The following is a 24825-nucleotide window of genomic DNA, read 5'->3' on the forward strand; positions in this document are numbered from 1 at the left end:
CTTGAGTAGGAGATAGCCTGTGGAACGCGAATACATGGAATTCGACGTGGTCATCGTCGGCGCTGGCCCGGCTGGCCTGTCCGCCGCCTGCCGACTGAAGCAGAAGGCCGCCGAAGCCGGTAAGGAAATCAGCGTCTGCGTGGTCGAGAAAGGCTCCGAAGTGGGTGCACACATCCTCTCTGGCGCGGTCTTCGAACCCCGCGCGCTGAACGAACTGTTCCCGGACTGGAAAGCCCTCGGCGCGCCGCTCAACACCCCCGTGGTGCGTGACGACATCTATGTACTGCGCAGCAGCGAGACCTCCACCAAGGTTCCGGACTTCTTTGTGCCCAAGACCATGCACAACGAAGGCAACTACATCATCTCCCTGGGCAACCTGTGCCGCTGGCTCGCCCAGCAGGCCGAGAACCTGGGCGTGGAAATCTACCCGGGCTTCGCCGCCCAGGAAGCGCTGTTCGATGAAAACGGCGTGGTGCGTGGCATCATCACCGGCGACCTCGGCGTCGATCGCGAAGGCAAGCCCAAGGAAGGCCTGTACACGCCGGGCATGGAATTGCGCGGCAAGTACACGCTGTTCGCCGAAGGCTGCCGCGGGCATATCGGCAAGCAACTGATCCAGCGCTTCAACCTGGACAGCGACGCCGACGCCCAGCATTACGGCATCGGTCTCAAGGAAATCTGGGACATCGACCCGGCCAAACATCAGCCAGGCCTGGTGGTGCACACCGCCGGTTGGCCGCTGGATATCATGGGCAACGAGAACACCGGTGGCTCGTTCCTTTATCACCTGGAAAACAACCAGGTGGTGGTCGGCCTGATCGTCGACCTGTCCTACAGCAACACCTTCCTGTCGCCGTTCGATGAATTCCAGCGCCTCAAGCACCACCCGGTGCTGGCCCAATACCTGGAAGGCGGCAAGCGTGTCAGCTACGGCGCCCGCGCCATCGCCAAGGGCGGGCTGAACTCGCTGCCGAAGATGGTCTTCAAGGGCGGCGCGCTGATCGGTTGCGACCTCGGCACCCTGAACTTCGCCAAGATCAAAGGCAGCCACACTGCGATGAAGTCCGGCATGCTCGCCGCCGACGCCGTGGCCGACCGCCTGTTTGCCGAGTCCGAGGGCGGCGATGAGCTGACCGGGTATGTCGACAGCTTCAAAGCCAGCTGGCTGTACGAAGAACTATTCGCCAGCCGCAATTTCGGCGCAGCGGTGCACAAATACGGCGCCATCCTCGGCGGCGGCTTCAACTGGCTCGACCAGAATATTTTTGGCGGCAAGATCCCCTTCACCCTGCGCGACACCACGCCGGACTACGCCTGCCTTAAGCTGGCCAAAGACAGCCAGAAGATCGACTACCCCAAACCCGACGGCAAATTGAGCTTCGACAAGCTGAGCTCGGTGTTCATCTCCGGTACCAACCACGAAGAAGAACAGCCGTGCCACTTGAAGCTCAAGGACCCGAGCATCCCGATCGGCACCAACCTGCCGCTCTACGATGAACCGGCGCAGCGCTACTGCCCGGCCGGCGTGTATGAAGTGGTGACTAAAGAAGACGGCGAGAAACGCTTTCAGATCAACGCCCAGAACTGCGTGCACTGCAAGACCTGTGACATCAAGGACCCTTCGCAGAACATCACCTGGGTGACACCGGAAGGTGCAGGTGGGCCGACTTACCCGAATATGTAAGCCAAAACGAGGCTCCCCCAAGTGGGAGCCTTTTTTATGGCCGACATCAATTAAAAATGTGGGAGGGGGCTTGCTCCCGATGGCGGTGGGTCAGTCACAAATTGGCTGACTGATGCACCGCTATCGGGGGCAAGCCCCCTCCCACATTTGGATCCCGTTGAGCCAGGGAGAATCAGGCAGCGCGCTCTTCGCCGGGGTTGCGCAGGAAGTAGCGTTTGTACTCGCGACTGAACTGCGAGGTGCTCTGATACCCCACGCTGTGCGCCGCCTGCGCCACACCCATGCCGTCGACCAGCAACAACTGCTGCGCCTTCAGCAGCCGCAGGCGCTTGAGATACTGCACCGGCGATAACAGCGTGCAGCGCTTGAAGTGTTCGTGAAAGGTCGATGCGCTCATGTGCGCATAACCTGCCAGCGTCTCGATGTTCAGCGGCTCGGCGTAATGGGCATGCAGGTGGTTCAAGGACGTGGCAATCCGCGAAAACTGCCCCTGTTGTTCCACCAATGCACGCAGCACATCGGCCTGGGGCCCGCGCAAGGCGGTGAACAATAATTCGCGCACCCGCGCCGGGCCCATGATCCGGCTCTCCAGCGGATCGTGCAGGCACTGCAACAGCCGTTCGACGCACCCGCGCATGGCGTCATCGAGCACCACCGAACTCATCGACTCCAACGTCTGTGCCGCCGGCGGTGGCCCGGCCTGCATGCCCATGGCCATCACCAACTCACCCAACACCACCCGATCGATACCCACTGTGACGCCCAACAGCGGCGCGCCGGGCGCCATGGCGAAGGTTTCGCATTCGAACGGCACGGGCATCGCCTGGATGAGGTAATGCCCGGCGCCATATTCCAGGGTACGCGGGCCCAGGTAGGCGACCTTGCTGCCTTGGGCCACGAACATCAGGCTCGGCTCGTAGATCTGCGGCCCGCGCGCCACATCGCAACTGGCGCGCAGCACTTGCACGCCAGACAGATGGGTTGGGGAAAAACCGTCGCGGGACGCAAGCCCCTCAATCAAGGAAACCAGCGTGGCGTTGGCGTCGACGTGGCGGGTCAGCAGCATGGCAAAAAACTTCGCGAAAAAGGGATGAGAACATCATCGCAGGTCTGGCTGCGGATGCATCCAAACACTGGGCACTCCCGGACGAATAGGCATGAGACTCGGAGCAATCGCCATGGCCGCTGATTCGGTCGACAGGGAGAATGGCCCGCCTCACTTGTCACTGCTTTTTGCGAGGTTTCTCCATGTACACCGCCATCGGTTACGCCGCCCAGTCGGCCACTACTCCCCTCGCCCCCATGTCGTTCGAGCGCCGCAGCCCGCGTGCCGATGACGTGGCTATCGAGATTCTCTACTGCGGCGTGTGCCACTCCGATATCCACCAGGCGCGCAACGAATGGGGCATTGCCGTTTACCCATTGATGCCCGGCCACGAGATCGTCGGCAAGGTCACCGCCGTCGGCGCCAGTGTTACCGCGCACAAGGTCGGTGATCTGGTCGGCGTGGGTTGCATGGTCGACTCATGCCGCCACTGCGAAGCCTGCCAATCGGACCTCGAGCAATACTGCCTCGAAGGCCCGACCATGACCTACGCCACGCCGGACCGCGTGGACGGCAGCAACACCATGGGCGGTTACTCCGACAGCATCGTGGTCAGCGAGCACTTCGTGGTGAAGATCCCGGCCAAGCTCGACCTGGCCAGCGCTGCGCCGATTCTCTGCGCGGGCATCACCACGTACTCGCCGCTCAAGCACTACGGCGTGAAGGCCGGCGATAAGGTCGGGATCCTCGGCATGGGCGGCTTGGGCCATATGGGCATCAAGTTCGCCAAGGCCATGGGCGCCGAAGTGACACTGTTCACACGCTCGGCGAGCAAAGCCGAAGAAGGCCGTCGCCAAGGCGCCGACCATGTGATCGTGTCCACCGATGCCGAGCAGATGAAAGCCGCCGCCGGGCATTTCGACTTCCTGCTCGACACCATCCCGGTGCAGCACGACCTGAACCCCTACCTCGATGTACTGCGCTTTGACGGCGTGCATATCCTGGTCGGCTTGATCGAGCCGGTGGACCCGCCCGTCAATGCCGCCAAACTGGTACTGGGCCGTAAGGTGCTGGCCGGCTCGCTGATCGGCGGCATTGTCGAAACCCAGGAGGTCCTGGATTTCTGCGCCGAGCATGGGATCACCTGCGACATCGAGATGCTCGACATCCGCCAGATCAACGAGGCTTACACGCGGATGATCGCCGGTGACGTGAAGTATCGTTTCGTCATCGACATGGCGACCCTGAAGGCCTGATCAGGCCTTCGCGCCCAGTTCCGCCGAGAGCCGAGCCGCGACCTGTTTGATCACAGGGATCAGCTCGGCCATTTTCTCCAGCGGCATGTAGGGCACGGTACTGGCGATGCTGATGCCGGCGACGATTCGCCGGCTGGCATCGCGCACCGGTGCCGCGACGCAACGGATCGACGGTTCGTTGTCTTCCAGATCGAACGCATAACCGCCCACCACGTATTCATGCATGCGCTGCTCGAACTGCGCCCAGGATTGCTCGGGGTGCTGCGGCCACTGCAGGTTCTTGCCCCCCGCCGGCAAGCTGACTTGGTACAGGCGCTGCCATTCTTCCACGCCGTCATCCAACATCAGCGCCTTGCCGATGCCGGTGCGCGCCAGTGGCATGCGATGGCCCACCCGCGAGCGCATTTCCGGTCCGTTACGACCGGGGTTCTTGTGCAGGTAGAGCACCTCGTCGTATTCGCGAATCGCCAGGTGGATGGTGTCGCCGGTGAGGGCTGACAACTCGTCCAGGTAAGGCACCGCCAGGTTGACCAAGGGCAGTTCTTCGCGGGCCTGGAAGCCCAACTCGATCAGCTTCGGCCCCAGCAGGTAACCGACTTGCGGCACCACGCGCAGGTAACGCTCCTCCACCAGGCAACTGGCCAGGCGGTGCGTGGTGCTGCGGGTGGTGCCGATGCGCCGGGCGATCTCCTTGAGATCCCGCGCGCCCGCCGCCACCGCTTGCACCACGCCCAGTCCGCGCAGCAGGGTCTGGGTGCCGGTGGGGGCGGTGTCTTTGACGGGGGTGTGGGGGTTTTCCAGCATATCGGGCCTATTGGGAAGTACGAAAACGGCGTCATTATGGCAAAAGCTGCCTCTGGATACAGAGGAGATCAAATGTGGGAGGGGGCTTGCCCCCGATCGCGGTCTGTCAGTAACAGATGGGCAAACTGGCACACCGCTATCGGGGGCAAGCCCCCTCCCACATTTTGATCTTCATATGGCAAGGATCTAGCGTTGCTTCATGCGGTCGATGATGACGGCCAATAGCAGAATCGAACCCCGAATCACGTACTGGTAAAACGTGTCGATGTTTTTCAGGTTCATCGCATTCTCGATGATCGCCAGGATCAACACCCCGGCAATCACATGGCGGATCATGCCGATACCGCCGCTCAGCGACACCCCTCCCAGCACGCACGCCGATATCACCGTCAGCTCAAAGCCTTGGCCGATCATCGGCTGGCCCGAGGTCATGCGCGAGGCCAGGATCACCCCGGCCAGTGCGCCGATCAGACCGTGCACGGCAAAAATGATGATCTTGGTACGGTCAACGTTGACCCCAGCCAGCAGCGCCGCTTCCTGGTTGCCGCCAATCGCCATGGTGTTGCGCCCATAGGTGGTGTAGTTGAGCAGCCAGCCAAAGAACACAAAGCACAACACGGTAATGATGATCGGCACCGGCACGCCCATCAGTTGGCCGTTGCCGAACACAAAAAAGCGCTCGTCCATCACCCCCACCGCCTTGCCGTTGGAGAAGATGTAGGCCAGGCCGCGCACAATCTGCATGGTCGCCAGGGTGGTGATCAGCGCGTTGATGCGCAGCTTGGCGATGACAATGCCGTTGATCAGCCCCACCAGCAGGCCCATGGCCAAAGCCGCTGACACGCCGAGCACTACGCTGTCGGTATCTCGAATCACGATGCCCGCCACCACGCCGGCGCAGGCGATCACCGAGCCCACCGACAAGTCGAAGTGCCCCGACGCCAGGCAGAACAGCATGGTGCACGCGGCGATACCCACGGTCGAAATCGCCAGCCCCAGCCCGCGCATGTTCAGCGGCGACAGGAAGTTGTCGATAAATAGTGCGCTGAGCACGAAAATGCCCAGCGCCGCCAACAGCATCACCCAGTCATCCAGGAATTTGCGCTGGTTGAAACCCGGCCAGAAGCCCTTTGCAGTTTTTACCTCAGACATACCCGTCCCCTCGTATTCTTCAAGCCCGCGTACGCGGGAGTGCCAGTTGCAACAGCCGTGCTTCATCCGCCTGTTCGCGGGGTAGCTCGCCGGTGAGGGTGCCTTCGCTCATCACCAGGATGCGGTCGGAGATGCCCATGACTTCCATCAGGTCGCTGGACACCACGATCACCGCAATGCCCTGCGCCGCGAGGTTGTGAATGATCTGATAGATCTCCGACTTGGCGCCGATGTCGATACCGCGAGTGGGCTCGTCCAGCAGCAGCACTTTCATCGGCATCGACAACCAGCGGCCGAGAATGGCCTTTTGTTGGTTGCCGCCGGACAGGTACATGATTTTCTGTTCGGCGTTCGGCGTTTTCACCCTGAGCGCCTTGATCTGCGTGTCGGCGTTGCCCTTCTCCCAGTGATCGCGCAACAGCCAGCCAAATGCCGCATGGGCGCCACGCGCACTGATGTTGATATTTTCCGCGACGCTGGCCAGTGGAATGATGCCCTCCTTCTTGCGGTCCTCGGGGCACAGCAGCACACCACCGGCGATGGCATCGCGCGGGGAGCGCAGATGCAGGTTTTCTCCGCAGAGTTCCAGCTGCCCCGCCGTCTTGCGTTCAAGGCCGCTGAGCAGGCGCAGCAGTTCGGTACGCCCTGCTCCGACCAAGCCAAACAGGCCGAGAATCTCGCCCTTGTGCACCTGGAAACTCACCGGTTCACGCAAGCCCGGCCCGAGCAGGCCGTCGACCTTGAGCGCGACGTCGCCCTGCTGCCGTGGCCGGTAGTCGTAGATGTCCTGGATATCGCGGCCGACCATGCAGGTCACCAACTGGTCGTGGGTCAATGTGCCCATGTCGTCGAAGGTGCGCACAAAGCGGCCATCCTTGAATACCGTCACCGCGTCGCAGATGCGGAACACTTCTTCCATGCGGTGCGATACGTAGAGCACCACTTTGCCTTCATCGCGCAAGCGCGTGATGATCGCCATCAACCGATCGATTTCGCGGGCAGACAAACTACTGGTCGGCTCGTCGAAGGCGATCACATGGGCGCCACGAGACAACGCCTTGGCGATTTCCACCAGTTGGCGCTGGCCCAGGGACAGGCGCCCGAGCTTTTCCTGGGGGTCGATTTCATCGGCCAGGCCCTTGAGACACGCCAGCGCCTGCTGGCGCAGCAAACCACCGTTGACCACACCAAAGCGCGACGGCATATGCCCGAGGAAGAGGTTTTCGGCCACGGTCATTTCCGGCACCAGGTGCAGCTCCTGGTGGATCACCGCGACGCCGCTGGCAATGCTGTCGGCGGCGCTCTTGAACGCCATGGTCTGCTCGCCGATCTGCAGCGTGCCACTGCTGGGGATATAGGCGCCGCCGAGGATCTTCAGCAGCGTCGACTTGCCCGCGCCGTTCTCGCCCATCAGCGCATGCACCGAGTGCGGCCGCGCTTCAAAGCTGATCTGCGCCAGGGCTTTCACACCGGGAAACTCCTTGCCGATGCCGTTGAAACGCAAGGCCGCGCCGGTCATTTCCAGAGGCCGATTTTGGTCAGTTCTTCCTGGAAGTTGGCGCGGGTGATCAAGGTCACTTCGTCCATGGCCGTGTATTTCGCCGGCTCCTTGCCGGTGGTGACCCACTCGTACATCGCCAACGCGGTGTTGTAGCCCTCGATATGCGGGCTGGGCAGCATCGAACCGAAGAAGCCGCTGTCGGCTTTCTTCAATTCGCCGATGGCGTCGGTGCCATTGATGCCGATACCGATCACGTTGGCGGCCTTGAAGCCGGCGCTTTCGGTGGCGCGTACGCCGCCGAGCACGGTGTTGTCGTTCATGCCGCCGATGATCAGGTTTTTTGCGCCGCTGGGCAGCTTGACCAGCGCCGAGTTGGTGGCGTCCATGCTGCCTGGGACGTCGAGGGTTTTCAGCGCGGCGGTCAGGATATGGTCCTTGGGAATGCCCGCTTCTTCCAGGGATTTGATCGAGCCGTCGGTGCGTTTCTTGCCGGTGTCGAGTTCGTTATAGGTGTTGATCACCGCGTAGGTGTCCTTCCAGTCCCAACCGCGTTTTTTCGCTTCGGCGGCCATGGCGGCGCCCTGCTTCTGGCCCACTTCAAAGGCGGCCATGCCCAGGTACGGCACGTCCTCCATGAAGTTGCCCTTGGCATCGACGAAGCGGTCGTCCACGGCCATTACTTTCAAGCCGTTGACCTTGGCCTTGGCGACGATGGCCGGGCCCAGGGACACGTCCGGCGGGCAGATCACGAAGCCCTTGGCGCCGTTGGCCGCCAGGCTGTCGATGGCCGAAAGGGTTTTCTCACCGTCGGGCACGGCGATCTTGATCACGGTAAAGCCGTGTTCCTTGCCGGCTTTTTCAGCGAAGGCCCATTCAGTCTGGAACCAGGGCTCTTCGGCCTGTTTGACCAGGAAACCGATCTTCACTTCCTCAGCGGATACGAACCCACTGAACGCCATCGCAAGCGCCACAGCGCCGAGTGTTTTCTTGAACATGGACCACCTCATTGTTGTTATTGGAAAACGCTTCAGTCGTGGTACATCACCGACCGCCCGCCATCGATCATCAGGCAGGTGGCATTGATAAAGGGCGCCTCGTCGGTCGCCAGAAACAGCGCGGTCATCGCCACCTCGATGGGCTGGCCGATGCGCTTGGGCGGGTGCAGGTCGAACGCACGCTGACGCTCCGCAGAGGGGTCAGGGAACCCATTCCAGTAGTCGACGTTGAGCTGGGTTTCGATATAGCCCGGCGCAATGGCATTCACGCGAATACCCTTGGCTGCGTATTCGATGCCAAGGGCGCGGGTAAGGCCGAGCAGGCCGTGCTTGGCGACAGGGTAGGGAAAGCAGCCGGGAATGATGTGGCTGGAATGGGTGGAAGCAATATTGATGATGTTGCCGATGCCCTGCTCGATCATGTGCGGCAGCACCGAGCGGCAACCGTACCAGGCGCCGTCAAGGTCAATGGCGAAGCAGCGGCGCCAGTCCTCGTCGGTCATTTCCAGCGGGTCGCGAAACACATTGACCCCGGCGCAGTTGACCAGCACGTCCACGCGGCCGAAGCGCTCGATGGCCACAGTGACCAGCGCCTGCCATTGCTCTTTGGAGGTGATATCGACGGCCTGCGCGACAATCTCGGCGCCACGCTCGCGCCAATGGGCCGCGACTTTTTCGACTTTGTCCGCCTGGATATCCGCGATCACCAACCGCGCCTGCTGCGCCTGGAAGCAGGCGACGATTGCCTCGCCAATGCCTTGTGCGGCGCCGGTGATGATCACCACCTTGTGCTTGAGGCGCTCGCCGTAAGTCGGCTCGGGCACGGCGGGTAAGGACAACGGTTGTGCCTGCATCGCTTCACCTGTTTTATTTTTGGCAGTGAGTGCTGATGCAGGCGACTATAAACCCAGACCTTAAATTATCTCAATATATAAATTTACGTCCCACAATGTGAGTAAACGCATTAAAAAACCGGCCATGAATGGCCGGCTCCGGGGCACCTGTCAGCCTTGGGCGAAATCCCTCAGCGCATCGCCTTCCATGCGATAGCGCACCCATTCTTCCTGGGGCTGCGCGCCAATGGATTTGTAGAAGGCAATCGCCGGCTCGTTCCAGTCCAGCACGCTCCATTCGAAGCGGCCACAGCCGTTGTCGCAGGCGATCTTGGCGAGGTGGCGCAGCAACTTCTTGCCCGCCCCGCCGCCACGTTGTTCCGGGTTGATATAAAGGTCTTCCAGGTACAGACAGTTGCTGCCCAGCCAAGTGGAATAACTGAAAAAGAACACCGCAAAGCCAATCGGCAAGCCGTCGCGCAAGCAGATCAGGCCGTGGGCGGTGGCGCCCTCGCTGAACAGGCTGCGCTCTATATCAGCCACGCTGGCGATCACTTCGTGCCGGGCTTTTTCATACTCGGCCAGTTCCGTGATGAAGGTCAGAATCTGCGCAGCATCGCTGGGTACGGCGGGGCGAATCTCGATGGTCATGGGTGCGCCTTGGGCAAGTTCAAAGCCCACATACTAAGACGCTTTGATGACCGATTGCAGCGCATTTTCCATGTGACGGGCACACAAAATCTTACAGGTCACGCAAGACCGTTCGTCGCCATCAAGGCACGAACCGCAAATAGGGGCTGACCAATACAGGGTAAGGACATCAATCATATGGAGACACCCTCATGAAAAATTCCAAATTGGCTGCCCTCGCTCTCACCGGCCTGTTGTCTGCAGCGTCGCTGAGCGCCATTGCCGCGACTTCGTCCACCGGCACGACGGACCCGGTCGGCTCCCCACCAAGCCCTGCCACCCAGGAATCCCAGGATTCCATGGGCACAGGCCTGGACACCAATGGCGGCGCGATCATCGACAACACCAACGGTGCCGACCCTCACACCCAGGGCCACGATACCCAGCGTCAGGCACCTGCTGCCGTCGGTAACGGCAAAATGGGCCCTTCGGTCAATGAGCCGAAGATCAATAAAGGCGACGACTCGAATCTGCCGGGCGCACCGAAGCAACCAGCGCCTTGATAGATCCACGGCAAGACGGACACCCGATCATTTCCCAGTGAAGAGGTACACATGAACGTCGATACAAACCTTGAAAAAGAAGTCCTCACCCGCCTGCTGCACGCCCACCCGCAAGGCTTGGGCAAGGAGGTGCTGGACAACTACCGCGGCGAAAAAGAAGTCGCCAGTGTCTTGGCGCACTTGCAGGACCGCGGGCTGATCAGGGATGGGCATGTGACCACCGACGACGCCGGTGAATATTCGTTGAACCTGCCGATCAAGTTGACCGCGTCGGGTGTAGAAGAAGCGCGCAAGCTCGAAGAACCATCCGTTCAGTGATTCATTTCTGGTCTGGCCCCGCGGTTGGGGCCAGAAGGAGTTTCAGCGATGCCTCGTGGAAGCAAAGCCAAATACACCACCGAACAGAAACGCAAGGCCGCTCATATTGAAGACAGTTATGAGCACAAGGGACTGTCCAAGGAAGAAGCCGAAGCCCGTGCCTGGGCCACCGTCAACAAGCAGTCTGGCGGCGGCGAAAAGGCTGGATCCGGCAAACGCAAAGCACCGGCGAAGAAGGCCCAGGATCGCCAGGATTCGGCGAAGCGCGCAGCAGCCAGTCGCGAGGGACAGCCTCGCAGCAGCCGCGCGTCGCTGGGCACGCAAACCAAGGAAAGCCTGATGAAAGAAGCGCGGGCCAAGGATATTCCTGGGCGTTCGACCATGCGTAAGGATGAGTTGATCGAAGCGCTGAAAAAAGCCGGTTGAACGCAGATTCAAATGTGAGAGGGGGCTTGCCCCCGATTGCAGTGGGTCAGTTATAGATGAGCTGGCTGACCCACTGCCATCGGGAGCAAGCCCCCTCCCACATTTTGATGTGTGTTTATTCAGAAACTAATGCGTCGACCTCGGCAGTGCCAGGGGAAGTTGCCGGCCCCCAGCGCGTCACCGCCAACGCCGCCGCTGCATTCGCTCGACGGGCCGCCTCAGCCGGTTTCAAGCCCTTTGCCAACCCGGCAATGAACACCCCCGCATGCGCATCCCCCGCGCCATTGCTGTCCACCGCCCGCACCTTGAAACCCGGCACATGACTGATGTTACCCACCTGCCCCACCCAGCACCCATTCGGCCCATCGCGCACCACCAACAGCGCCTCGACCGGCAGGTGTCGACTCAACTCGGGCAACGCGGCGGCGATATCCATGGCCCCGGTGAATGCCAGGGCTTCAGGGCCGTTGCTGGTCCAGATATCGATACGCGGCAACAACGCGCGCATCAAGGCCGAGTCCGGCGCCTTGACCAGCGGGCCCGGATCGAACACCACCATCACCTTGCGCGGCAGCGCCAGCAACCAGTCGATCAGCGGCTGCGCCTTGCCTTCAAGCAGCAGGCTGTAACCACTGACATACACGTAATCGTCGGCACGCGGGACGATGCCGGCCAGGTCTTCGGCACTGAGTTCACCCTCGGCACCGAGATGGGAAATGAACGTGCGCTCGGTGGTGGCCTCGGTCAGGGCCACGCACAAACCCGTGTCCTTGCCGCTGCTCGCCGGCAGTGCCATCTCGATCCCTTCGGCCTGCATCGCAGCGCGGGCCAGGTCACCGAACCGGCCGCTGCCGTGCCGCCCCAGGTAAACCACCGGCAGGCCATTGCGCCGCGCCGCAGCCATGACGTTAAAGCCGCCACCGGCTTCGAAACTGGCAGAACTGGCCAGCACGTCGCCACCGCTCGCCGGTAACCTATCCAGGGCCATGACCAGGTCGACGATGACCTGCCCGGTGTGCAGCAATCTAGACATTAGGGCTCTCAACTAACGCCGCACGCCGATCGGCCGCGCCGCCCAATACTGCGTACACCCCGCCGGCTACCAGAAAGGTGACGACCCAGCCGAGGCCGTTATGGCCGAGCCAGGAGTCGGACAGCGGCCCGGCAAACCAGATGTTGTCGGCGGTGGTGCCGATGGTGGTGAAGCTGAACCCGAGCACGATGGCCAACGCCCACGCGCCAAACGCGCGCCACTCCACACCGCCGCGATACCAGTAGGCGCTGCTCGGGCTCACATCCAGCAAATCCGTGGGGCTGTAGTAGTGACGGTGAATCAGGTCGACCACGAAAATCCCCACCCAGGCGGTGATCGGCACCGCCAGCAACGAGATGAAGGTAATGAACGGACCGTAGAAGCTGTCGGCGATCAGCATGAAATAAATGGAGCCGGCAAAAATCGCCACGATGTCGACGATCACCGCATGCACACGCTTGACCTTCAAGCCCAGGGTCAGGGTGGTGAGGCCGGCGGAATACACCGACAGGTTATTCGACAACAGCAGCCCGCCGAACGCGGTGATCAGGTAGGGCACCGCCATCCAGGTCGGCAGCATGTCGCGGATTGCAATGATCGGGTCCGTGGCCGACGCCAGGTCGTTGTTACCCACCGACAGCAGGCCACCAAGGGTGATCAGCAACACCAGTGGAATGCCCGCGCCGAACGCGGCGGAGGCCACCAGGCGCACCGCCTTGACGCTGCGATGCTGGTAACGAGACATGTCGGCACCGGCGTTGGCCCAGCCGATACCGGTGCCGGCCGCCATGGTGCCGACGCCGATGATCATGGCGCTCAGCGGCGCCGGGGTGGCATTGAACACTGCGCTCCAGTCGATGGTGGCGCAGAGGAAGCCGCCCACCAGGATATTCAGGGCGCCGAACACGTAGGTCGCCCATTTCTGGATCACCAGCAAGGTGGCATGGCCCAGGCCGGAAACGGCCAGGGTCAGCAGCACGAAGAGGCCGATGAAGATCAGGGTAAGCAACGGCGCGCTTTTCGCTTCCACCGGGGAACCGAACAGGATCGAGCACAGCGACAGCAACACGAAGGCGGCCGTGGTGGTGTTGACCGTTTCCCAGCCCAGGCGCGACATCAGCGACACCAGGGTCGGCCCGATATTGCCGCGTACGCCGAAGATGGCGCGGGACAAGGTCAGGCTGGGCGCACGGCCACGACGACCGGCGATGGAAATGATGCCCACCACTGCAAAAGAACCGGCAGCGCCGAGGACCGCGACGATGATCGCCTGCCAGATGGCCAGGCCACGAAAGGCCACCAGCGTGGCGCCGAGCGGCAAACCGAGGATGCTGATATTGGCCGCGAACCATACCCAGAACAGCTGCAGCGGATGCCCGTTGCACTCGTCTTCCGGGACCGGTTCGATGCCGCGCGTTTCCAATTGCCCGGCGCCTTGGCCGGAAGAAGGGCTGCTCATGTGGGGGCTCCTGATGCTTTATTGTTGTGGTTGTGGCAACGCGTCAATGACTCAACGCAACGCGAGCAGACTTTGCACCAGCGGTTGCAGGTCCAGGCCATTCACGCGTTTGACCTGCTCGACCATCGCGTGCGGCCAGCACTGCATGCCCAGACAGGCACCGAGCATGGCGCCGAGGATCGCGGCGATGGTGTCGGTGTCGCCCCCCAGGCTCGCGGCCAGGCACAGCGCCTCGAAGGCGTTCATGTCACCCGACGCCACTTGCTGCGCGAGGGCGAATGACACCACCACCGATTCCTGGGAGGCGACGGAGGTGCCGATCAATTCATAGAGCAAGTCGGCGAACAGTGCGTTGTCGCCGCTGCCGACGCTCAGGGTGCGCGCCCAGCTGATGCGTGTGGCGATGCGTCCGCCGGCTATCCAGTGGCCGTGGTGTTCGGCCTGCTGCGCAGCCTGAGTGCCGATGTTGAGCGCTTCGCCCAGGTCTACGCCGTTGATGCCGGCCGAGACCACCGCCGCGACCGCTGCCGCGCTGGCAATGCCCAGGCTGGTGTTATGGGTGACCTGGCAGGCCTGGATCACCGCCTGGATGAACCGCGCCGGGTCACTGACATCGGCGGCGATGCCGACCGGCGTGATGCGCATGGCCGCGCCATTGGTGGTGCCGTAGCGCCCGGATTCTTCGGGAGTGTGCCCGGCGAGAATCATGTCGATCGCACGCTTGGTGGACGGCCCGAGCAAATCCTGGGAGCCCTTGGCGCGCATGGCCGCTTCCCAGTCGATCAGACGTTGGGCGAGCACGCTGGGTTCGATGGTGCCGTGGCCTTCCACCAACAACTCACCGACCAGGATCGCCTGTTCGGTGTCATCGGTGATGGAACCGGCAGGCATGTTCGGTGCGATGGGTTGATCGGGGCCAGCGTCTTGCAGGGCGGTGATCGCACCGAAACGCTGCCGGACTTGCTCACGGCTCAAGGATTGGGTGGGCATGCCCAGCGCATCGCCAAGGGCCAGGCCATAGAAAGCGCCAAGCGCGCGAATTTCAGCAGTCATTTGGAAGCCCCGAATTGCAGGTGCAAACGAAAGTGCAGCGGGTCGAGCAAGCTTTCAACATGCTCCATGAAACGCTCGCGACGGTCATAGGTTGTGCGCGAGGCCTTGAGAAATACCGTGCCGGCCGGGCGCCTGAGCAACAGCGCGTCGTCATCGCTCAGGGCCTCGGCGCCAAGCCATTGGTCGCCTGCAGCGCCTACATAGCCATAGGCCGCCAGGGTGATGGTCAGGGAATTGTCGATCAGGCCGATGCGGGGCAGGCTTTCCAGGTCACCGGTGGCAGGCATCAGCGAGCGTTCCAGGGACACCGCCGTACCGTCGGCCGTGCGTCGCAGGCGGTCGAGGGCAATGAAGTGTTCGCTGCCGAAACGGCTGGCCAAGTCAGGGCGCGTCACCGCTTCGAAGCGCAGCACCTCGGTGCTCACCTGCGCGCCAGTGTCCGCCAGGGCCTGGGCCCATCCGTGGCGTTGGTCGAGCCCCATGCCGTCAAACGTGACGATGGAGCCGACACCGCTTTGGGTGGCGATGTAGTTGCGACGCTTGAGCTCAGCCAGTGCTTCGCGCAGCGTGCCACGACTGACCGCAAACTCTTCGGCCAATTGATGCTCACCGGGCAACAGGAAACCGTCAGCGATCACCCCACCCTCGATACGGCGGATGAGTTCGTCAACGACGCGTTTTTTCTTATCGAATCGAACATGTCTAATCATGTACAAATTGATACCTGAAAGCCGGCGTTCCCAGCAAGCGAATTATTACAGGACGCTCGGAAAACCGATCTCAGGGTTCCAGGCCAATCGGGTAAAACTCCCCGCCGCTCCAGACGCCAAGCCAGTTTTGACCATTTATCGGGCGACTCACGGCCAGCTCGACCAATTGGTAGAACGCGTTGCGGTGCACCAGGGCCTCGAGGTTGCTGCGCACCCGCAGGTAAGGCGCCGGTTCCTCGGTGAGCGGATCGATCACCACACGCAGCGGGTGTTCAGGGCCGGCTTCGATCTGTTCGTCGACATTGGTGGTAAAGCGCAGCACCTGGCTCTCGCCCTGCCCTTGCACCTCGAGCGTGACGGCGACGAAGGGCGCGTCATCGACGCGGATGCCGACCTTCTCCACGGGCGTCACCAGGAAATAATCATCGCCGTTGCGGCGGATGATGTTGGAGAACAACTTGACCATGGGTTTGCGCCCGATAGGCGTGCCCTGATAGAACCAGGTGCCGTCACGGGCGATGCGCATGTCGATATGGCCGCAGAAATCCGGGTTCCACAGATGCACCGGCGCCGGCCCTTTACCTTTGGGCAGTTGCGCCAACAGGTCGTTGGCCTTGGCGGTATCGGTCATGGAAGTCTCCTCAGGCTTACTGATCACTCATGCCCAGCAAGTTCCGGGCGTACTGGGCCAGGGGCCGGGCGATCAGATCTTGTGGCGAGTTGTCGTGGAACGTCAGTAAACCGCCACGACTGCGAATACGTGCAGTATCAATCAAATACTGGGTACTGGTCTCGATCAACATGATTTGGATCACGCCGCTGTCCAGGCCAAGGCGGTCCAGCGCTTGCTGGTCGGTCCACTCATCGGCATTGCCGATACGGTCGTCGGCTGCCGCAAAACGGCAATACAGCAAGTAGTGAGCCCCCGCCGCGCGCGCTTCGGCCATGGCCTGCTCAAGGCCTTCAGGCTGACGGGCGCGACGCACCATGGGGAAATATTCGACGAAGCCGTTGAAGGCTTCTTCGGCTACCACGTTCGGTCGCGGATACGCGCTACCGGGCGGCACGAAAGCGCCCTGGGCGATAAAGATAAAGGAATCCGGCTGCACACGGACCGAGGCGGTGCGGCGCGTATCGCTGTGGTCGAGCAAGCCGGCGTCGCTCATCTGATAGCGGGTGCCTTCGGCCATATCGCTGACGGTCATGCAACCACTCAGCGCCAACGACGCCAGCAACAAAACCAGACTACGCATCCTATTCCTCCAGAAGCCGGTGACGGAAAACCGGCGAATGGGCGTGAGATGCAGAATCTGCGCCAGCTTGAATCAAATGTGGGAGGGGGATCTGCGCTGACTGACTGGCATTCGAGCAAATCAGCCGCCGATGATCTTCATCACCGTCGCGCCGCCCGAGAACGCTACTTCCTGCTTGTCGCCCAGGGCCTTCATCAACAGCCCCTGCAACGCCGGCAATGCCTGGTGGCGCGGCTTGTCCAGCAGGTCGCCGACGTAGTGACGGTTGCTCGACGACAGGCAGCCGTGCAACCAGCCCGTGGAGGACAGACGCAAGCGCGAGCAGGTACGGCAGAACGGCACGCTTTCATTGGCAATCACGCCAAAGAAGCCCTTGCCCGGCACTTCATAGCGCACGGCCGTGGCGTCGACGGGCGCATTGGCTTGCAGGTATTCGTGGTGTTCGCCGATCAGGCTGAGCAATTGTTGCAGGCTGACGAATTGCTGCAGGAACGCGTTGGAGTCCTTCGCCAAGTGCCCCATGCGCATCAACTCGATAAAGCGCAGCTCGTAGCCCCGCTCCAGGCAGTAATCGAGCAAGGGCATCACCTGGTCCAGGTTCTGGCCACGCAAGGGCACCATATTGACCTTGATCTTGATCCCGGCCGCGCGGGCCTGGTCCATACCGTCGAGCACCGTGGCCAGGTCGCCACCGCGGGCGATACTGCGGAAAGCGTCGGCATCCAGGGTGTCGAGGGAAACGTTGATGCGCCGGATACCCGCGTCTACCAGCAGCGGCAGTTTGCGCGCCAGCAACTGGCCGTTGGTGGTCAGGCTGATATCGCTGAGCCCCATCTGCCCCACGGCGTCCATGAAGGCTTCCAGCTTGGGACTTACCAGCGGCTCACCACCGGTAATGCGCAAGCGGTCGATGCCCGCCGCTTCGATCAGATAAGCCACGCCTCGCGCCATCGCCTGGGCCGAGAGTTCGTCCTGCGCAGCGACCAGCCGCTTGCCGTTGGGCACGCAGTAGGTACATGCGTAATTGCAGGCTGAGGTCAGGCTGATCCGCAAATTGCGAAACCGCCTGCCTTGACGATCAACGATCATGAACCACTCCGGCAGAGGATATTTCGGGCGTGCTAGAAGCTGACTTATAAATCAGCTTTTAGCAAGATCCTTGCCTGAGTATATTCCTAGGGTACTGCGCCTGGCAGTAAATCATTGAGCCATCAGCGTGATGAATGACTCAGGCAGTGGGTGCTTCGCCAGCTTTTTCAGGGCCAGGCAAGTCAGCGCTGTGCTTGCGCTTGTTGCCCATGCGCACGCCGATGTCCATCAGGAACTGAAAGAAGCCTTCCTGGTCTTCCAGCACATTGCTCCAGAATGGTGAGTGGTACAGCGCGACAGCGCCATGCACCAGCGCCCAGGCGGCGCAGTAGTGGAAGTACGGCGGCACGTCTTCGAGCTTGCCTTCACTGATACGACCCTTGATCAGCAAGGTCAGGCGTTCAAAGTTCGAGGCGCGGATCTTGTGCAGTTCCTCGACCATTTCCGGCACTTGATGGCCCTTGACGACCTTTTCCTCCAGGCGGTCAAACAGGCGGTAGCGCTGCGGGTCGCGCATGCGGAACTCGAAATAGGCTCGGGACAAGGCTTCTTTGTCCTTGTCGACATCGGCCGAATGCAGCAGCTCGTTCAAGTCGCGCTCGTAGTCGAGCATCAGGCGCAGGTAAATCTCGGCCTTGGACTTGAAGTGCTTGTAGATAGTGCCTTTGCCGATACCCACGGCATCCGCGATCATCTCGACGGTGACGCTGTCTTCGCCTTGTTCGAGGAACAATTTGAGTGCGGTGTCGAGAATTTCCTGCTCACGGCGGCGAAACTCACGGACCTTACGGGGTTCTTTATGCATGAGGAAGAGGTCTGCAAAGGTCGGAATAGGGAGGGTTTCGCGCGCCATTGATACGTGGCGATACGATTTACCCGATGCGAGGGATTATCCCGACTGAACGGTCGTTGGGCAACGCCTATGTGAACCCGTTATGCACTTAACTTTCAATACGCCAACGATTTTGGCGATATCAGTCAGAAACAATACGCACCACTCGACCCGAGCATCCTGCGCAATGAGAACTCAAGCGAAGAGTGCGTATTCCAAATCTGTTTAAAAAACGACCAATCGACACTGGACTGAATCGGATAGTGATCAATACTTCAAGTGTCGGCGTGACATCTCCCCCAAGTGACGCGTCGACCTGGGTACCGACGGACTGTGTGCCCTTGTTTTACTCCTAATGGTCTTAGCCCGGATTCACCCCCCAGAACCCGGGTTTTTTTTGCCCGCGATTTGAGCGCGATCAGCAAGCCACATGGGCCAGTGGAAACAAACGCCTGAAGTTCTCAGTGGTCTGCTCGGCGAAGCGCTCGTAGGACTCACCGCGCAGCATTGCCAGATAATCCGCCACGTCACGCACATACTCGGGCAGGTTCGGCTTGCCGCGATGGGGGATCGGCGCCAGGTACGGCGAGTCGGTTTCCACCAGCAGCCGGTCGGCAGGCACCTGGCGGGCGACATCACGCAGCGCGTCGGCATTGCGAAAGGTAACGATGCCCGACAGGGAAATATAGAAGCCCAGGTCCAGAGCGGCCTTGGCCATCTCCCAATCCTCGGTAAAACAATGCAATACACCCGCCTGGGGCAGCGCGGCTTCACGCAACAGCGCCAGGGTATCGGCGCGAGCGCCACGGGTGTGGACGATCACCGGTTTGCCGGTCTGTTGCGCGGCCTGCAGGTGCAGGCGGAACGAGGCCTGCTGCAGGTCGGCGGCTTCGGGTTCGTAGTGGTAATCCAGACCGGTTTCGCCAATGGCGACGACGCGCGGGTGATTGAGTTCGCCCAACAGCCAGTCCAGGGCCGGTGCTTCGCCGGGTTTGAGATCCAGCGGGTGGATACCCACCGAACAATCCACGTCGGCGTAGCGATCGGCGAGGGCTTTGACGTCGGCGGCGTTTTCGGCGCTGACGCCGATGCACAGGAAGTGCCCTACCCCGCGCTGGCGCGCAGCTTCAAGGGCGGCGTCAAGGGAGCCGCCGTGCTGAGCGAGGTCGAGTCGATCAAGGTGACAGTGGGAATCTACGAGCATGGGTCTCTACAACTTGAGTTACGGAACGTGTCTAGCCAACGATACACCCGCTGGCCACGGAAATTAACGCCGGCCGAGCAGACCGACCCACTGCACCAGCAGCGCTTCGAGCAAGAGCACGCGGTTGAGGTTGGCCTTGCCGAGCACCTTCTGGCGCTGGGCGAGGATCCAGTCCTGAATGCTCAACACCTTGTCCTGGGCACTTTTCTGCGCCAGGTATTGCACCACCTTGCGCATGTCCGGCAGGCCCAGGCCGTTTTCGTCCTGGGTCAGCTGGTAGCGCAGGATCAGGCTGGACCAGTCGCAGAACCAGTCGAACAACAGCAACAGGGGAATGTCCTTCCACGCAGTTTCGGCCAATTGCGTGGCGGACAGTTCCTGCTTGATCAGCTTCTTCACCCCGTCCACCACCAGTGCACGCTGCTCGCGCACGCCCTGGGCCTGCAGCTTCACCGCAGCCAGTGGGGAGCCTGCGGCCAGGGTCAGCAATTCGACGCGTTCTTCCTCCGAGCAGTCCGGCAGCGCCTGCGCCAGCCATTGCAGGCTCATGGCCTCGCTCGGCAACGGGCACGCCTGCTGCACGCAACGGCTGCGGATAGTCGGCAACAAGCGGCTGGACTGATGGCTCACCAGCAATAGCACGGTGTCGCCGGACGGTTCTTCAAGACTTTTGAGCAGGGCATTGGCGGCATTGATGTTCATCGCCTCCACCGGCTCGATCAGCACCACCTTGCGCCCGCCCATCTGCGCGGTCTGCACCACGAAACTGACGAGGTCACGGACCTGGTCGACCTTGATCGCTTTGTCCGCTTCCTCAGGTTCCAACACATAGTTGTCAGGGTGGCTACCCGCCTTCAGCAGCAGGCAGGATTTGCATGCGCCGCAGGCTTCCAGGCCGACCGGGCGCTGGCACAACAGGCTGGCCATCAAGCGTTCGGCAAGGGCGCGCTTGCCGATGCCTGTCGGGCCGTGCAGCAAATAGGCGTGGGCGTGCTGGGCACGGCCGGCCAATTGTTGCCAGAGGCCGTCCTGCCACGGATAGGCATCAGCCACGAGCGCGCTCCAGCAGGGTGGGCAACAGCGCATCGATGGCGTGCTGCACCTGCGCCAGCGGCTGAGCCGCATCGAGCAGGTGATAACGCGCAGGCTCCGCCTTGGCACGCGCGAGGAACGCAGCGCGCACAGCGTCGAAAAACCCCTGGCCTTCCAGCTCGAAACGATCCAGGCGGCCGCGTGCACTGGCGCGGGCCATCCCCACTTCCACCGGCAGGTCGAACAGCAGGGTCAGGTCTGGACGCAGAGCGCCCTGCACGAAGGTTTCCAGGGTAGCGATACGCTCCAGGCACAACCCACGACCACCGCCCTGGTAGGCGTAGGTGGAGTCAGTGAAACGGTCGCAGATCACCACGGCGCCGCGTGCCAGCGCCGGTCGGATGACCTCGGCCAAATGCTGGGCACGGGCGGCGAACACCAGCAGCAGCTCGGCGTCCGGATTCATCGGCTCATCACCCGGCGCCAGCAATACTTCACGGATGCGCTCGGCCAGCGGCGTACCGCCGGGCTCACGGGTCAACACCACTTCGATGCCGGCAGCACGCAGGCGCTCGGCGAGGTAGTCGCGGTTGGTGCTTTTGCCGGCGCCTTCCGGGCCTTCGAGGGTTATAAACAAGCCAGTCACAGGCAGTCCTTAGTCAGAGTCATTGCGGGCTTTGCGGGGCGCTGGTGTCCGGCGCAGGCTCTGCCGGTCCGTCAACCGGTGGCACCGCGTCGTCCAGCGGCTTGGCTGCCGGTGCCGGGCTGGAACGGTAATCGGCGCGGCGCTTGAGTTGAAATTCACGCACGGCGGCATTATGCGCATCCAGGTCATCCGAGAAAATATGGCTGCCATCGCCACGGGCGACGAAATACAGGCTGCTGCCCGGCACCGGGTTCAGTGCGGCATGAATCGCCTCGCGGCCGACCATGGCGATGGGTGTCGGCGGCAGGCCGGCGATCATGTAGGTGTTGTAGGGGTTGGCTTCCTTGAGATGGGCGCGGGTCAACTTGCCGTTGTAGCGCTCACCCAGGCCGTAGATCACCGTGGGATCGGTCTGCAACATCATGCCCATCTTCAGGCGACGCACGAACACACCGGCAATTTGCCCGCGCTCTTCGGGCACACCGGTCTCCTTTTCTACAAGAGAGGCCATGATCAGCGCTTGATAAGGCTCAGTGTAAGGCGCATCAGGCGCGCGCTTGCTCCACTCCTGGGCCAGTACATCATCGAGGCGGTTGTAGGCCTTCTTCAGGAATTCGACATCGGTCATGCCGCGCACGAAACGGTAGGTGTCGGGAAAGAAGCGGCCTTCAGGGAACACGCCAGGATGGCCGAGCTTGTCCATCACTTCGCTGTCACTCAGGCCCGAGAGGCTCTGCACGATCTTGTCATGCTTAGCCAGGGCCGAGCGTACCTGGCGAAAGTTCCACCCCTCCACCAGGGTCAGGCTGTATTGCACCACTTCCCCACGCTGCCACAGGCCGATCAGGCCTTCGGCGGTCATGCCTGGGGTCATCCGGTATTCGCCGCTGTGCAGCGGCTGGCCCTCGAGGTTGAAACGCCAATAAAGACGCAGCCAGAAGGCACCGTCGAGCACGCCATCGGCTTCCAGACGATTGAAGGTGCCAGTGGGCGTCGCCCCTGTCGGCACATCGAGCAATTGCTCCTGGGTCAAATGCAACGGCTGTTTCAAGGCAGCGTTGTATTTCCAGGCGCAAAAGCCCGCCAGCAAAGCCGCCGAGCACACACCGATCAGCAGCAGTACAACCAGTTTTCGTATCACTCAAATATCCAATAGCGCGCGAACAATGCCCTGCAGTTTACGGGTGAGCGGGCCAACCGACCAGCTCATCCCAGCGCACTCGCATACCGGCCAGATGCCATAAACGCTGTTGCACACAAAGACTTCGTCGGCCTGCTGCAACTGTTCGAGGCTGATGTCGGCCACAGCCACCGGGACGCCCAGCACTTGCGCCTGGGCCAGGATCTCGGCGCGCATCACGCCAGCAACGCCGCAACGCTTCAGATCAGCGGTTAGTAACAAGCCGTTGCGCACCAGGAACAGGTTGCTGAACACACCTTCGATGACACGACCGGACGTATCCAGCATCAAGCCTTCGGCATGCTCGGCATCCTGCCATTCGGCGCGGGCGATCACCTGCTCAAGGCGGTTGAGGTGTTTGAGCCCGGCCAGCAGCGGTTGTTCGGCCAAGCGGGTGACACACGCAAACAGGCGAATGCCGTCGGTTCCATGGGTTTCGGGATAAGCGGCAGGCGGACTGCCCTGCAAGATACGGCGCGCAGCGGCCTTGGGGTCGATGCCATAACCGCGTTGGCTGTCGCCACGGGTCAGGATCAACTTGAGCACGCCATCGCCAAGGGCTGTGGCATAGGCCAGCACCTCGCTACGGACCAGCCCGTGATCTGCGGCTAACCCAAGGCGCCTGCAGCCCTCCTGGAGGCGCTGCAGATGACGGTCAAGCAGCACCGGCTGCCCGGCCTTGACCGCGATGGTTTCAAACACCCCATCGCCATACGCCAGGCCGCGATCTTTCAGGGGCACGCTGTCCGCTGGCTGACCGTCGACCCAGCTGTGCATCACTCGGCGAACCGGCGGAACACCAGCGAGCCGTTAGTGCCACCAAAACCGAACGAGTTGGAGATCACCACGTCGATCGGCATCGGTTGCGCTTCGTGAGGCACGAAGTTCAGGTCGCAACCTTCGTCCGGCTCATCGAGGTTGATGGTCGGCGGAGCGACCTGGTCCTTGATGGCCATGACACTGAAGATCGCCTCGACCGCGCCCGCCGCGCCCAGCAGATGGCCGGTCATGGACTTGGTGGAGCTGACGGCCAGCTTATAGGCATGCTCGCCGAACACCGACTTGATGGCCTCGGCTTCCGCCAGGTCGCCGGTCGGCGTCGAAGTGCCATGGGCATTGATGTACTGCACCTGGTCCGCGTTGACCTTCGCATCGCGCAAGGCGTTGGTGATGCAACGCGCGGCACCGGCACCGTCGGCCGGTGGCGAGGTCATGTGATAGGCGTCGCCGCTCATGCCAAAGCCGATCAGCTCGGCATAGATGGTGGCACCGCGCGCCTTGGCATGCTCCAACTCCTCCAGCACCAGGGCGCCGGCACCGTCGGACAGTACGAAACCGTCGCGGCCTTTGTCCCACGGACGGCTGGCACGGGTCGGTTCGTCGTTGCGGGTCGACAGCGCACGGGACGCGCCGAAGCCGCCCATGCCCAGGCCGCAGGCGGCCATCTCGGCGCCGCCGGCGATCATCACGTCGGCTTCATCGTAGGCGATATTGCGCGCCGCCATGCCGATGCAGTGGGTGCCCGTGGTGCACGCCGTTGCGATGGCATAGTTAGGCCCCTGTGCGCCCAGGTGGATCGACAGGAAACCGGAAATCATATTGATGATCGAGCCCGGCACGAAGAACGGTGAAATTCGACGGGGGCCGGAATCGTGCAGCGTGCGGCTGGTTTCTTCGATATTGGTCAGGCCACCAATACCCGAACCCATGGCCACGCCGATGCGCTCACGGTTGGCGTCGGTGACCTCCAGGCCGGCATTGCGCACAGCCTGAAAACCGGCTGCCAGGCCGTACTGAATGAACAGGTCGAGCTTGCGGGATTCCTTGATCGAGAGGTATTCCTCGACATTGAAACCCTTTACCGAGCCGCCAAAACGGGTGGAATAGGCAGAAAGGTCCGTGTGTTCGATCAGACCGATACCACTGTGGCCAGCCAGAATGCCCTGCCAACTGCTTGGCACATCCGTGCCCAGTGGCGACAACATACCCATACCGGTGACTACGACGCGTCTACGCGACACAGCACTCTCCTTTTTCTAATGACGACACTCTGCTTCGCAGCGTACTTTTCGTCACCGCTTAAAGAAAAAACCGCACGCCGTTACAGCAGTGCGGTTTTTCCCTGAC

At 61.8% G+C, this 24825-nt stretch carries 26 protein-coding genes; 5 read left to right on the top strand and 21 right to left on the bottom strand.

The features are described from left to right. Positions 1–19: 19 nt before the first annotated feature. Complete coding sequence (locus C4J84_RS18825) at positions 20–1684, top strand: electron transfer flavoprotein-ubiquinone oxidoreductase (protein ID WP_124435932.1); 1665 nt, start codon at positions 20–22, stop codon at positions 1682–1684. A gap of 172 nt (positions 1685–1856) precedes the next feature. Here the strand turns inward: C4J84_RS18825 and C4J84_RS18830 are convergent, their stop codons facing one another. Further along, a complete protein-coding gene (locus tag C4J84_RS18830; RefSeq protein ID WP_124435933.1) occupies positions 1857–2750 on the bottom strand; it encodes an AraC family transcriptional regulator in 894 nt (297 codons plus the stop codon). A 182-nt stretch (positions 2751–2932) separates the two neighbouring features. Here C4J84_RS18830 and C4J84_RS18835 point away from each other — a divergent pair, with 182 nt between their 5' ends. Next, the gene (locus C4J84_RS18835; RefSeq protein ID WP_124435934.1) at positions 2933–3985 is read left to right on the top strand and encodes an NAD(P)-dependent alcohol dehydrogenase; all 1053 of its coding nucleotides are present in this window, start codon (positions 2933–2935) and stop codon (positions 3983–3985) included. Here the strand turns inward: C4J84_RS18835 and C4J84_RS18840 are convergent, their stop codons facing one another. The 6 genes from C4J84_RS18840 to C4J84_RS18865 form a co-directional block, all read right to left on the bottom strand. Next, complete coding sequence (locus tag C4J84_RS18840; protein ID WP_124415378.1) at positions 3986–4789, bottom strand: IclR family transcriptional regulator; 804 nt, start codon at positions 4787–4789, stop codon at positions 3986–3988. A 186-nt stretch (positions 4790–4975) separates the two neighbouring features. Then, positions 4976–5941: an L-arabinose ABC transporter permease AraH gene (gene araH, locus C4J84_RS18845; RefSeq protein WP_124363990.1), complete on the bottom strand. Its 966-nt coding sequence runs from the start codon at positions 5939–5941 to the stop codon at positions 4976–4978. Positions 5942–5960: 19 nt separating this feature from the next. After that, positions 5961–7460 (bottom strand): L-arabinose ABC transporter ATP-binding protein AraG, encoded by a 1500-nt coding sequence (gene araG, locus C4J84_RS18850; protein WP_124407937.1) that lies wholly within the window; start codon positions 7458–7460, stop codon positions 5961–5963. Further along, positions 7457–8437: a substrate-binding domain-containing protein gene (locus C4J84_RS18855; protein ID WP_124435935.1), complete on the bottom strand. Its 981-nt coding sequence runs from the start codon at positions 8435–8437 to the stop codon at positions 7457–7459. Before C4J84_RS18855 ends, araG begins: the two co-directional genes overlap by 4 nt. Before the next feature lie 32 nt (positions 8438–8469). Then, on the bottom strand, positions 8470–9291 hold the full coding sequence (locus tag C4J84_RS18860) for an SDR family oxidoreductase (protein WP_124435936.1): 822 nt from the start codon (positions 9289–9291) through the stop codon (positions 8470–8472). Positions 9292–9441: 150 nt separating this feature from the next. Further along, on the bottom strand, positions 9442–9921 hold the full coding sequence (locus C4J84_RS18865) for a GNAT family N-acetyltransferase (RefSeq protein ID WP_124410578.1): 480 nt from the start codon (positions 9919–9921) through the stop codon (positions 9442–9444). A gap of 191 nt (positions 9922–10112) precedes the next feature. On the opposite strand from C4J84_RS18865, the gene C4J84_RS18870 reads away from it, so the two are divergent. From C4J84_RS18870 to C4J84_RS18880, 3 genes are read left to right on the top strand one after another with little or no spacing between them, the layout of a single operon-like run. Then, positions 10113–10463 carry a hypothetical protein gene (locus C4J84_RS18870; protein WP_124435937.1) on the top strand — a complete coding sequence of 117 codons (351 nt, stop codon included), beginning with the start codon at positions 10113–10115 and terminating at the stop codon, positions 10461–10463. A 51-nt stretch (positions 10464–10514) separates the two neighbouring features. Further along, positions 10515–10781: a hypothetical protein gene (locus tag C4J84_RS18875; protein ID WP_124368013.1), complete on the top strand. Its 267-nt coding sequence runs from the start codon at positions 10515–10517 to the stop codon at positions 10779–10781. 48 nt (positions 10782–10829) lie between these two features. Then, on the top strand, positions 10830–11207 hold the full coding sequence (locus C4J84_RS18880) for a Rho termination factor N-terminal domain-containing protein (RefSeq protein ID WP_124371564.1): 378 nt from the start codon (positions 10830–10832) through the stop codon (positions 11205–11207). Between the two features lie 115 nt (positions 11208–11322). Here C4J84_RS18880 and C4J84_RS18885 read toward each other — a convergent pair whose 3' ends face one another. From C4J84_RS18885 to fabF, 14 genes are all read right to left on the bottom strand, one after another. Beyond that, positions 11323–12240, bottom strand: coding sequence for a PfkB family carbohydrate kinase (locus tag C4J84_RS18885; protein ID WP_124435938.1), 918 nt, complete (start codon positions 12238–12240; stop codon positions 11323–11325). Then, positions 12233–13699: a cytosine permease gene (locus tag C4J84_RS18890; protein WP_124435939.1), complete on the bottom strand. Its 1467-nt coding sequence runs from the start codon at positions 13697–13699 to the stop codon at positions 12233–12235. The genes C4J84_RS18885 and C4J84_RS18890 overlap by 8 nt, the downstream gene beginning before the upstream one ends. 51 nt (positions 13700–13750) lie before the next feature. Further along, a complete protein-coding gene (locus tag C4J84_RS18895; protein ID WP_124435940.1) occupies positions 13751–14752 on the bottom strand; it encodes an ADP-ribosylglycohydrolase family protein in 1002 nt (333 codons plus the stop codon). Beyond that, the gene (locus tag C4J84_RS18900; protein WP_124435941.1) at positions 14749–15462 is read right to left on the bottom strand and encodes a GntR family transcriptional regulator; all 714 of its coding nucleotides are present in this window, start codon (positions 15460–15462) and stop codon (positions 14749–14751) included. The genes C4J84_RS18895 and C4J84_RS18900 overlap by 4 nt, the downstream gene beginning before the upstream one ends. A gap of 70 nt (positions 15463–15532) precedes the next feature. Further along, complete coding sequence (locus C4J84_RS18905) at positions 15533–16093, bottom strand: DUF1285 domain-containing protein (protein ID WP_124435942.1); 561 nt, start codon at positions 16091–16093, stop codon at positions 15533–15535. Between the two features lie 16 nt (positions 16094–16109). Next, a complete protein-coding gene (locus C4J84_RS18910; RefSeq protein WP_124368019.1) occupies positions 16110–16715 on the bottom strand; it encodes a DUF4823 domain-containing protein in 606 nt (201 codons plus the stop codon). A 120-nt stretch (positions 16716–16835) separates the two neighbouring features. Next, complete coding sequence (locus tag C4J84_RS18915; RefSeq protein ID WP_124371567.1) at positions 16836–17804, bottom strand: GTP 3',8-cyclase MoaA; 969 nt, start codon at positions 17802–17804, stop codon at positions 16836–16838. 139 nt (positions 17805–17943) lie between these two features. Then, entirely contained in the window at positions 17944–18609 is a 666-nt protein-coding gene (locus C4J84_RS18920) for a TetR/AcrR family transcriptional regulator (RefSeq protein WP_124368021.1), read from the bottom strand. A 445-nt stretch (positions 18610–19054) separates the two neighbouring features. Next, positions 19055–19840: a TatD family hydrolase gene (locus C4J84_RS18925; protein WP_124364005.1), complete on the bottom strand. Its 786-nt coding sequence runs from the start codon at positions 19838–19840 to the stop codon at positions 19055–19057. Positions 19841–19903: 63 nt separating this feature from the next. Continuing rightward, on the bottom strand, positions 19904–20893 hold the full coding sequence (locus tag C4J84_RS18930; RefSeq protein ID WP_124371568.1) for a DNA polymerase III subunit delta': 990 nt from the start codon (positions 20891–20893) through the stop codon (positions 19904–19906). Further along, positions 20886–21518: a dTMP kinase gene (tmk, locus tag C4J84_RS18935; protein ID WP_124435943.1), complete on the bottom strand. Its 633-nt coding sequence runs from the start codon at positions 21516–21518 to the stop codon at positions 20886–20888. Before tmk ends, C4J84_RS18930 begins: the two co-directional genes overlap by 8 nt. Positions 21519–21537: 19 nt before the next feature. Continuing rightward, positions 21538–22659, bottom strand: coding sequence for an endolytic transglycosylase MltG (gene mltG / locus C4J84_RS18940; protein WP_124371569.1), 1122 nt, complete (start codon positions 22657–22659; stop codon positions 21538–21540). Then, positions 22660–23475, bottom strand: coding sequence for an aminodeoxychorismate lyase (gene pabC, locus C4J84_RS18945; RefSeq protein WP_124371570.1), 816 nt, complete (start codon positions 23473–23475; stop codon positions 22660–22662). Next, positions 23475–24719 carry a beta-ketoacyl-ACP synthase II gene (fabF, locus tag C4J84_RS18950; protein ID WP_124364010.1) on the bottom strand — a complete coding sequence of 415 codons (1245 nt, stop codon included), beginning with the start codon at positions 24717–24719 and terminating at the stop codon, positions 23475–23477. Before fabF ends, pabC begins: the two co-directional genes overlap by 1 nt. Between the last annotated feature and the right edge of the window lie 106 nt (positions 24720–24825).

Source organism: Pseudomonas sp. R11-23-07, assembly GCF_003852295.1.
GTDB lineage: Bacteria > Pseudomonadota > Gammaproteobacteria > Pseudomonadales > Pseudomonadaceae > Aquipseudomonas.

Coding starts and splice junctions, on each gene's coding strand:
- pabC (WP_124371570.1), bottom strand. CDS start 23,475: ATGCACAGCTGGGTCGACGGTCAGCCAGCGGACAGCGTGCCCCTGAAA.
- C4J84_RS18865 (WP_124410578.1), bottom strand. CDS start 9,921: ATGACCATCGAGATTCGCCCCGCCGTACCCAGCGATGCTGCGCAGATT.
- C4J84_RS18835 (WP_124435934.1), top strand. CDS start 2,933: ATGTACACCGCCATCGGTTACGCCGCCCAGTCGGCCACTACTCCCCTC.
- araH (WP_124363990.1), bottom strand. CDS start 5,941: ATGTCTGAGGTAAAAACTGCAAAGGGCTTCTGGCCGGGTTTCAACCAG.
- C4J84_RS18880 (WP_124371564.1), top strand. CDS start 10,830: ATGCCTCGTGGAAGCAAAGCCAAATACACCACCGAACAGAAACGCAAG.
- C4J84_RS18840 (WP_124415378.1), bottom strand. CDS start 4,789: ATGCTGGAAAACCCCCACACCCCCGTCAAAGACACCGCCCCCACCGGC.
- C4J84_RS18900 (WP_124435941.1), bottom strand. CDS start 15,462: ATGATTAGACATGTTCGATTCGATAAGAAAAAACGCGTCGTTGACGAA.
- C4J84_RS18920 (WP_124368021.1), bottom strand. CDS start 18,609: ATGCATAAAGAACCCCGTAAGGTCCGTGAGTTTCGCCGCCGTGAGCAG.
- C4J84_RS18830 (WP_124435933.1), bottom strand. CDS start 2,750: ATGCTGCTGACCCGCCACGTCGACGCCAACGCCACGCTGGTTTCCTTG.
- C4J84_RS18870 (WP_124435937.1), top strand. CDS start 10,113: ATGAAAAATTCCAAATTGGCTGCCCTCGCTCTCACCGGCCTGTTGTCT.
- C4J84_RS18860 (WP_124435936.1), bottom strand. CDS start 9,291: ATGCAGGCACAACCGTTGTCCTTACCCGCCGTGCCCGAGCCGACTTAC.
- C4J84_RS18855 (WP_124435935.1), bottom strand. CDS start 8,437: ATGTTCAAGAAAACACTCGGCGCTGTGGCGCTTGCGATGGCGTTCAGT.
- C4J84_RS18895 (WP_124435940.1), bottom strand. CDS start 14,752: ATGACTGCTGAAATTCGCGCGCTTGGCGCTTTCTATGGCCTGGCCCTT.
- C4J84_RS18925 (WP_124364005.1), bottom strand. CDS start 19,840: ATGCTCGTAGATTCCCACTGTCACCTTGATCGACTCGACCTCGCTCAG.
- C4J84_RS18890 (WP_124435939.1), bottom strand. CDS start 13,699: ATGAGCAGCCCTTCTTCCGGCCAAGGCGCCGGGCAATTGGAAACGCGC.
- C4J84_RS18915 (WP_124371567.1), bottom strand. CDS start 17,804: ATGATCGTTGATCGTCAAGGCAGGCGGTTTCGCAATTTGCGGATCAGC.
- C4J84_RS18885 (WP_124435938.1), bottom strand. CDS start 12,240: ATGTCTAGATTGCTGCACACCGGGCAGGTCATCGTCGACCTGGTCATG.
- C4J84_RS18910 (WP_124368019.1), bottom strand. CDS start 16,715: ATGCGTAGTCTGGTTTTGTTGCTGGCGTCGTTGGCGCTGAGTGGTTGC.
- C4J84_RS18875 (WP_124368013.1), top strand. CDS start 10,515: ATGAACGTCGATACAAACCTTGAAAAAGAAGTCCTCACCCGCCTGCTG.
- C4J84_RS18905 (WP_124435942.1), bottom strand. CDS start 16,093: ATGACCGATACCGCCAAGGCCAACGACCTGTTGGCGCAACTGCCCAAA.
- araG (WP_124407937.1), bottom strand. CDS start 7,460: ATGACCGGCGCGGCCTTGCGTTTCAACGGCATCGGCAAGGAGTTTCCC.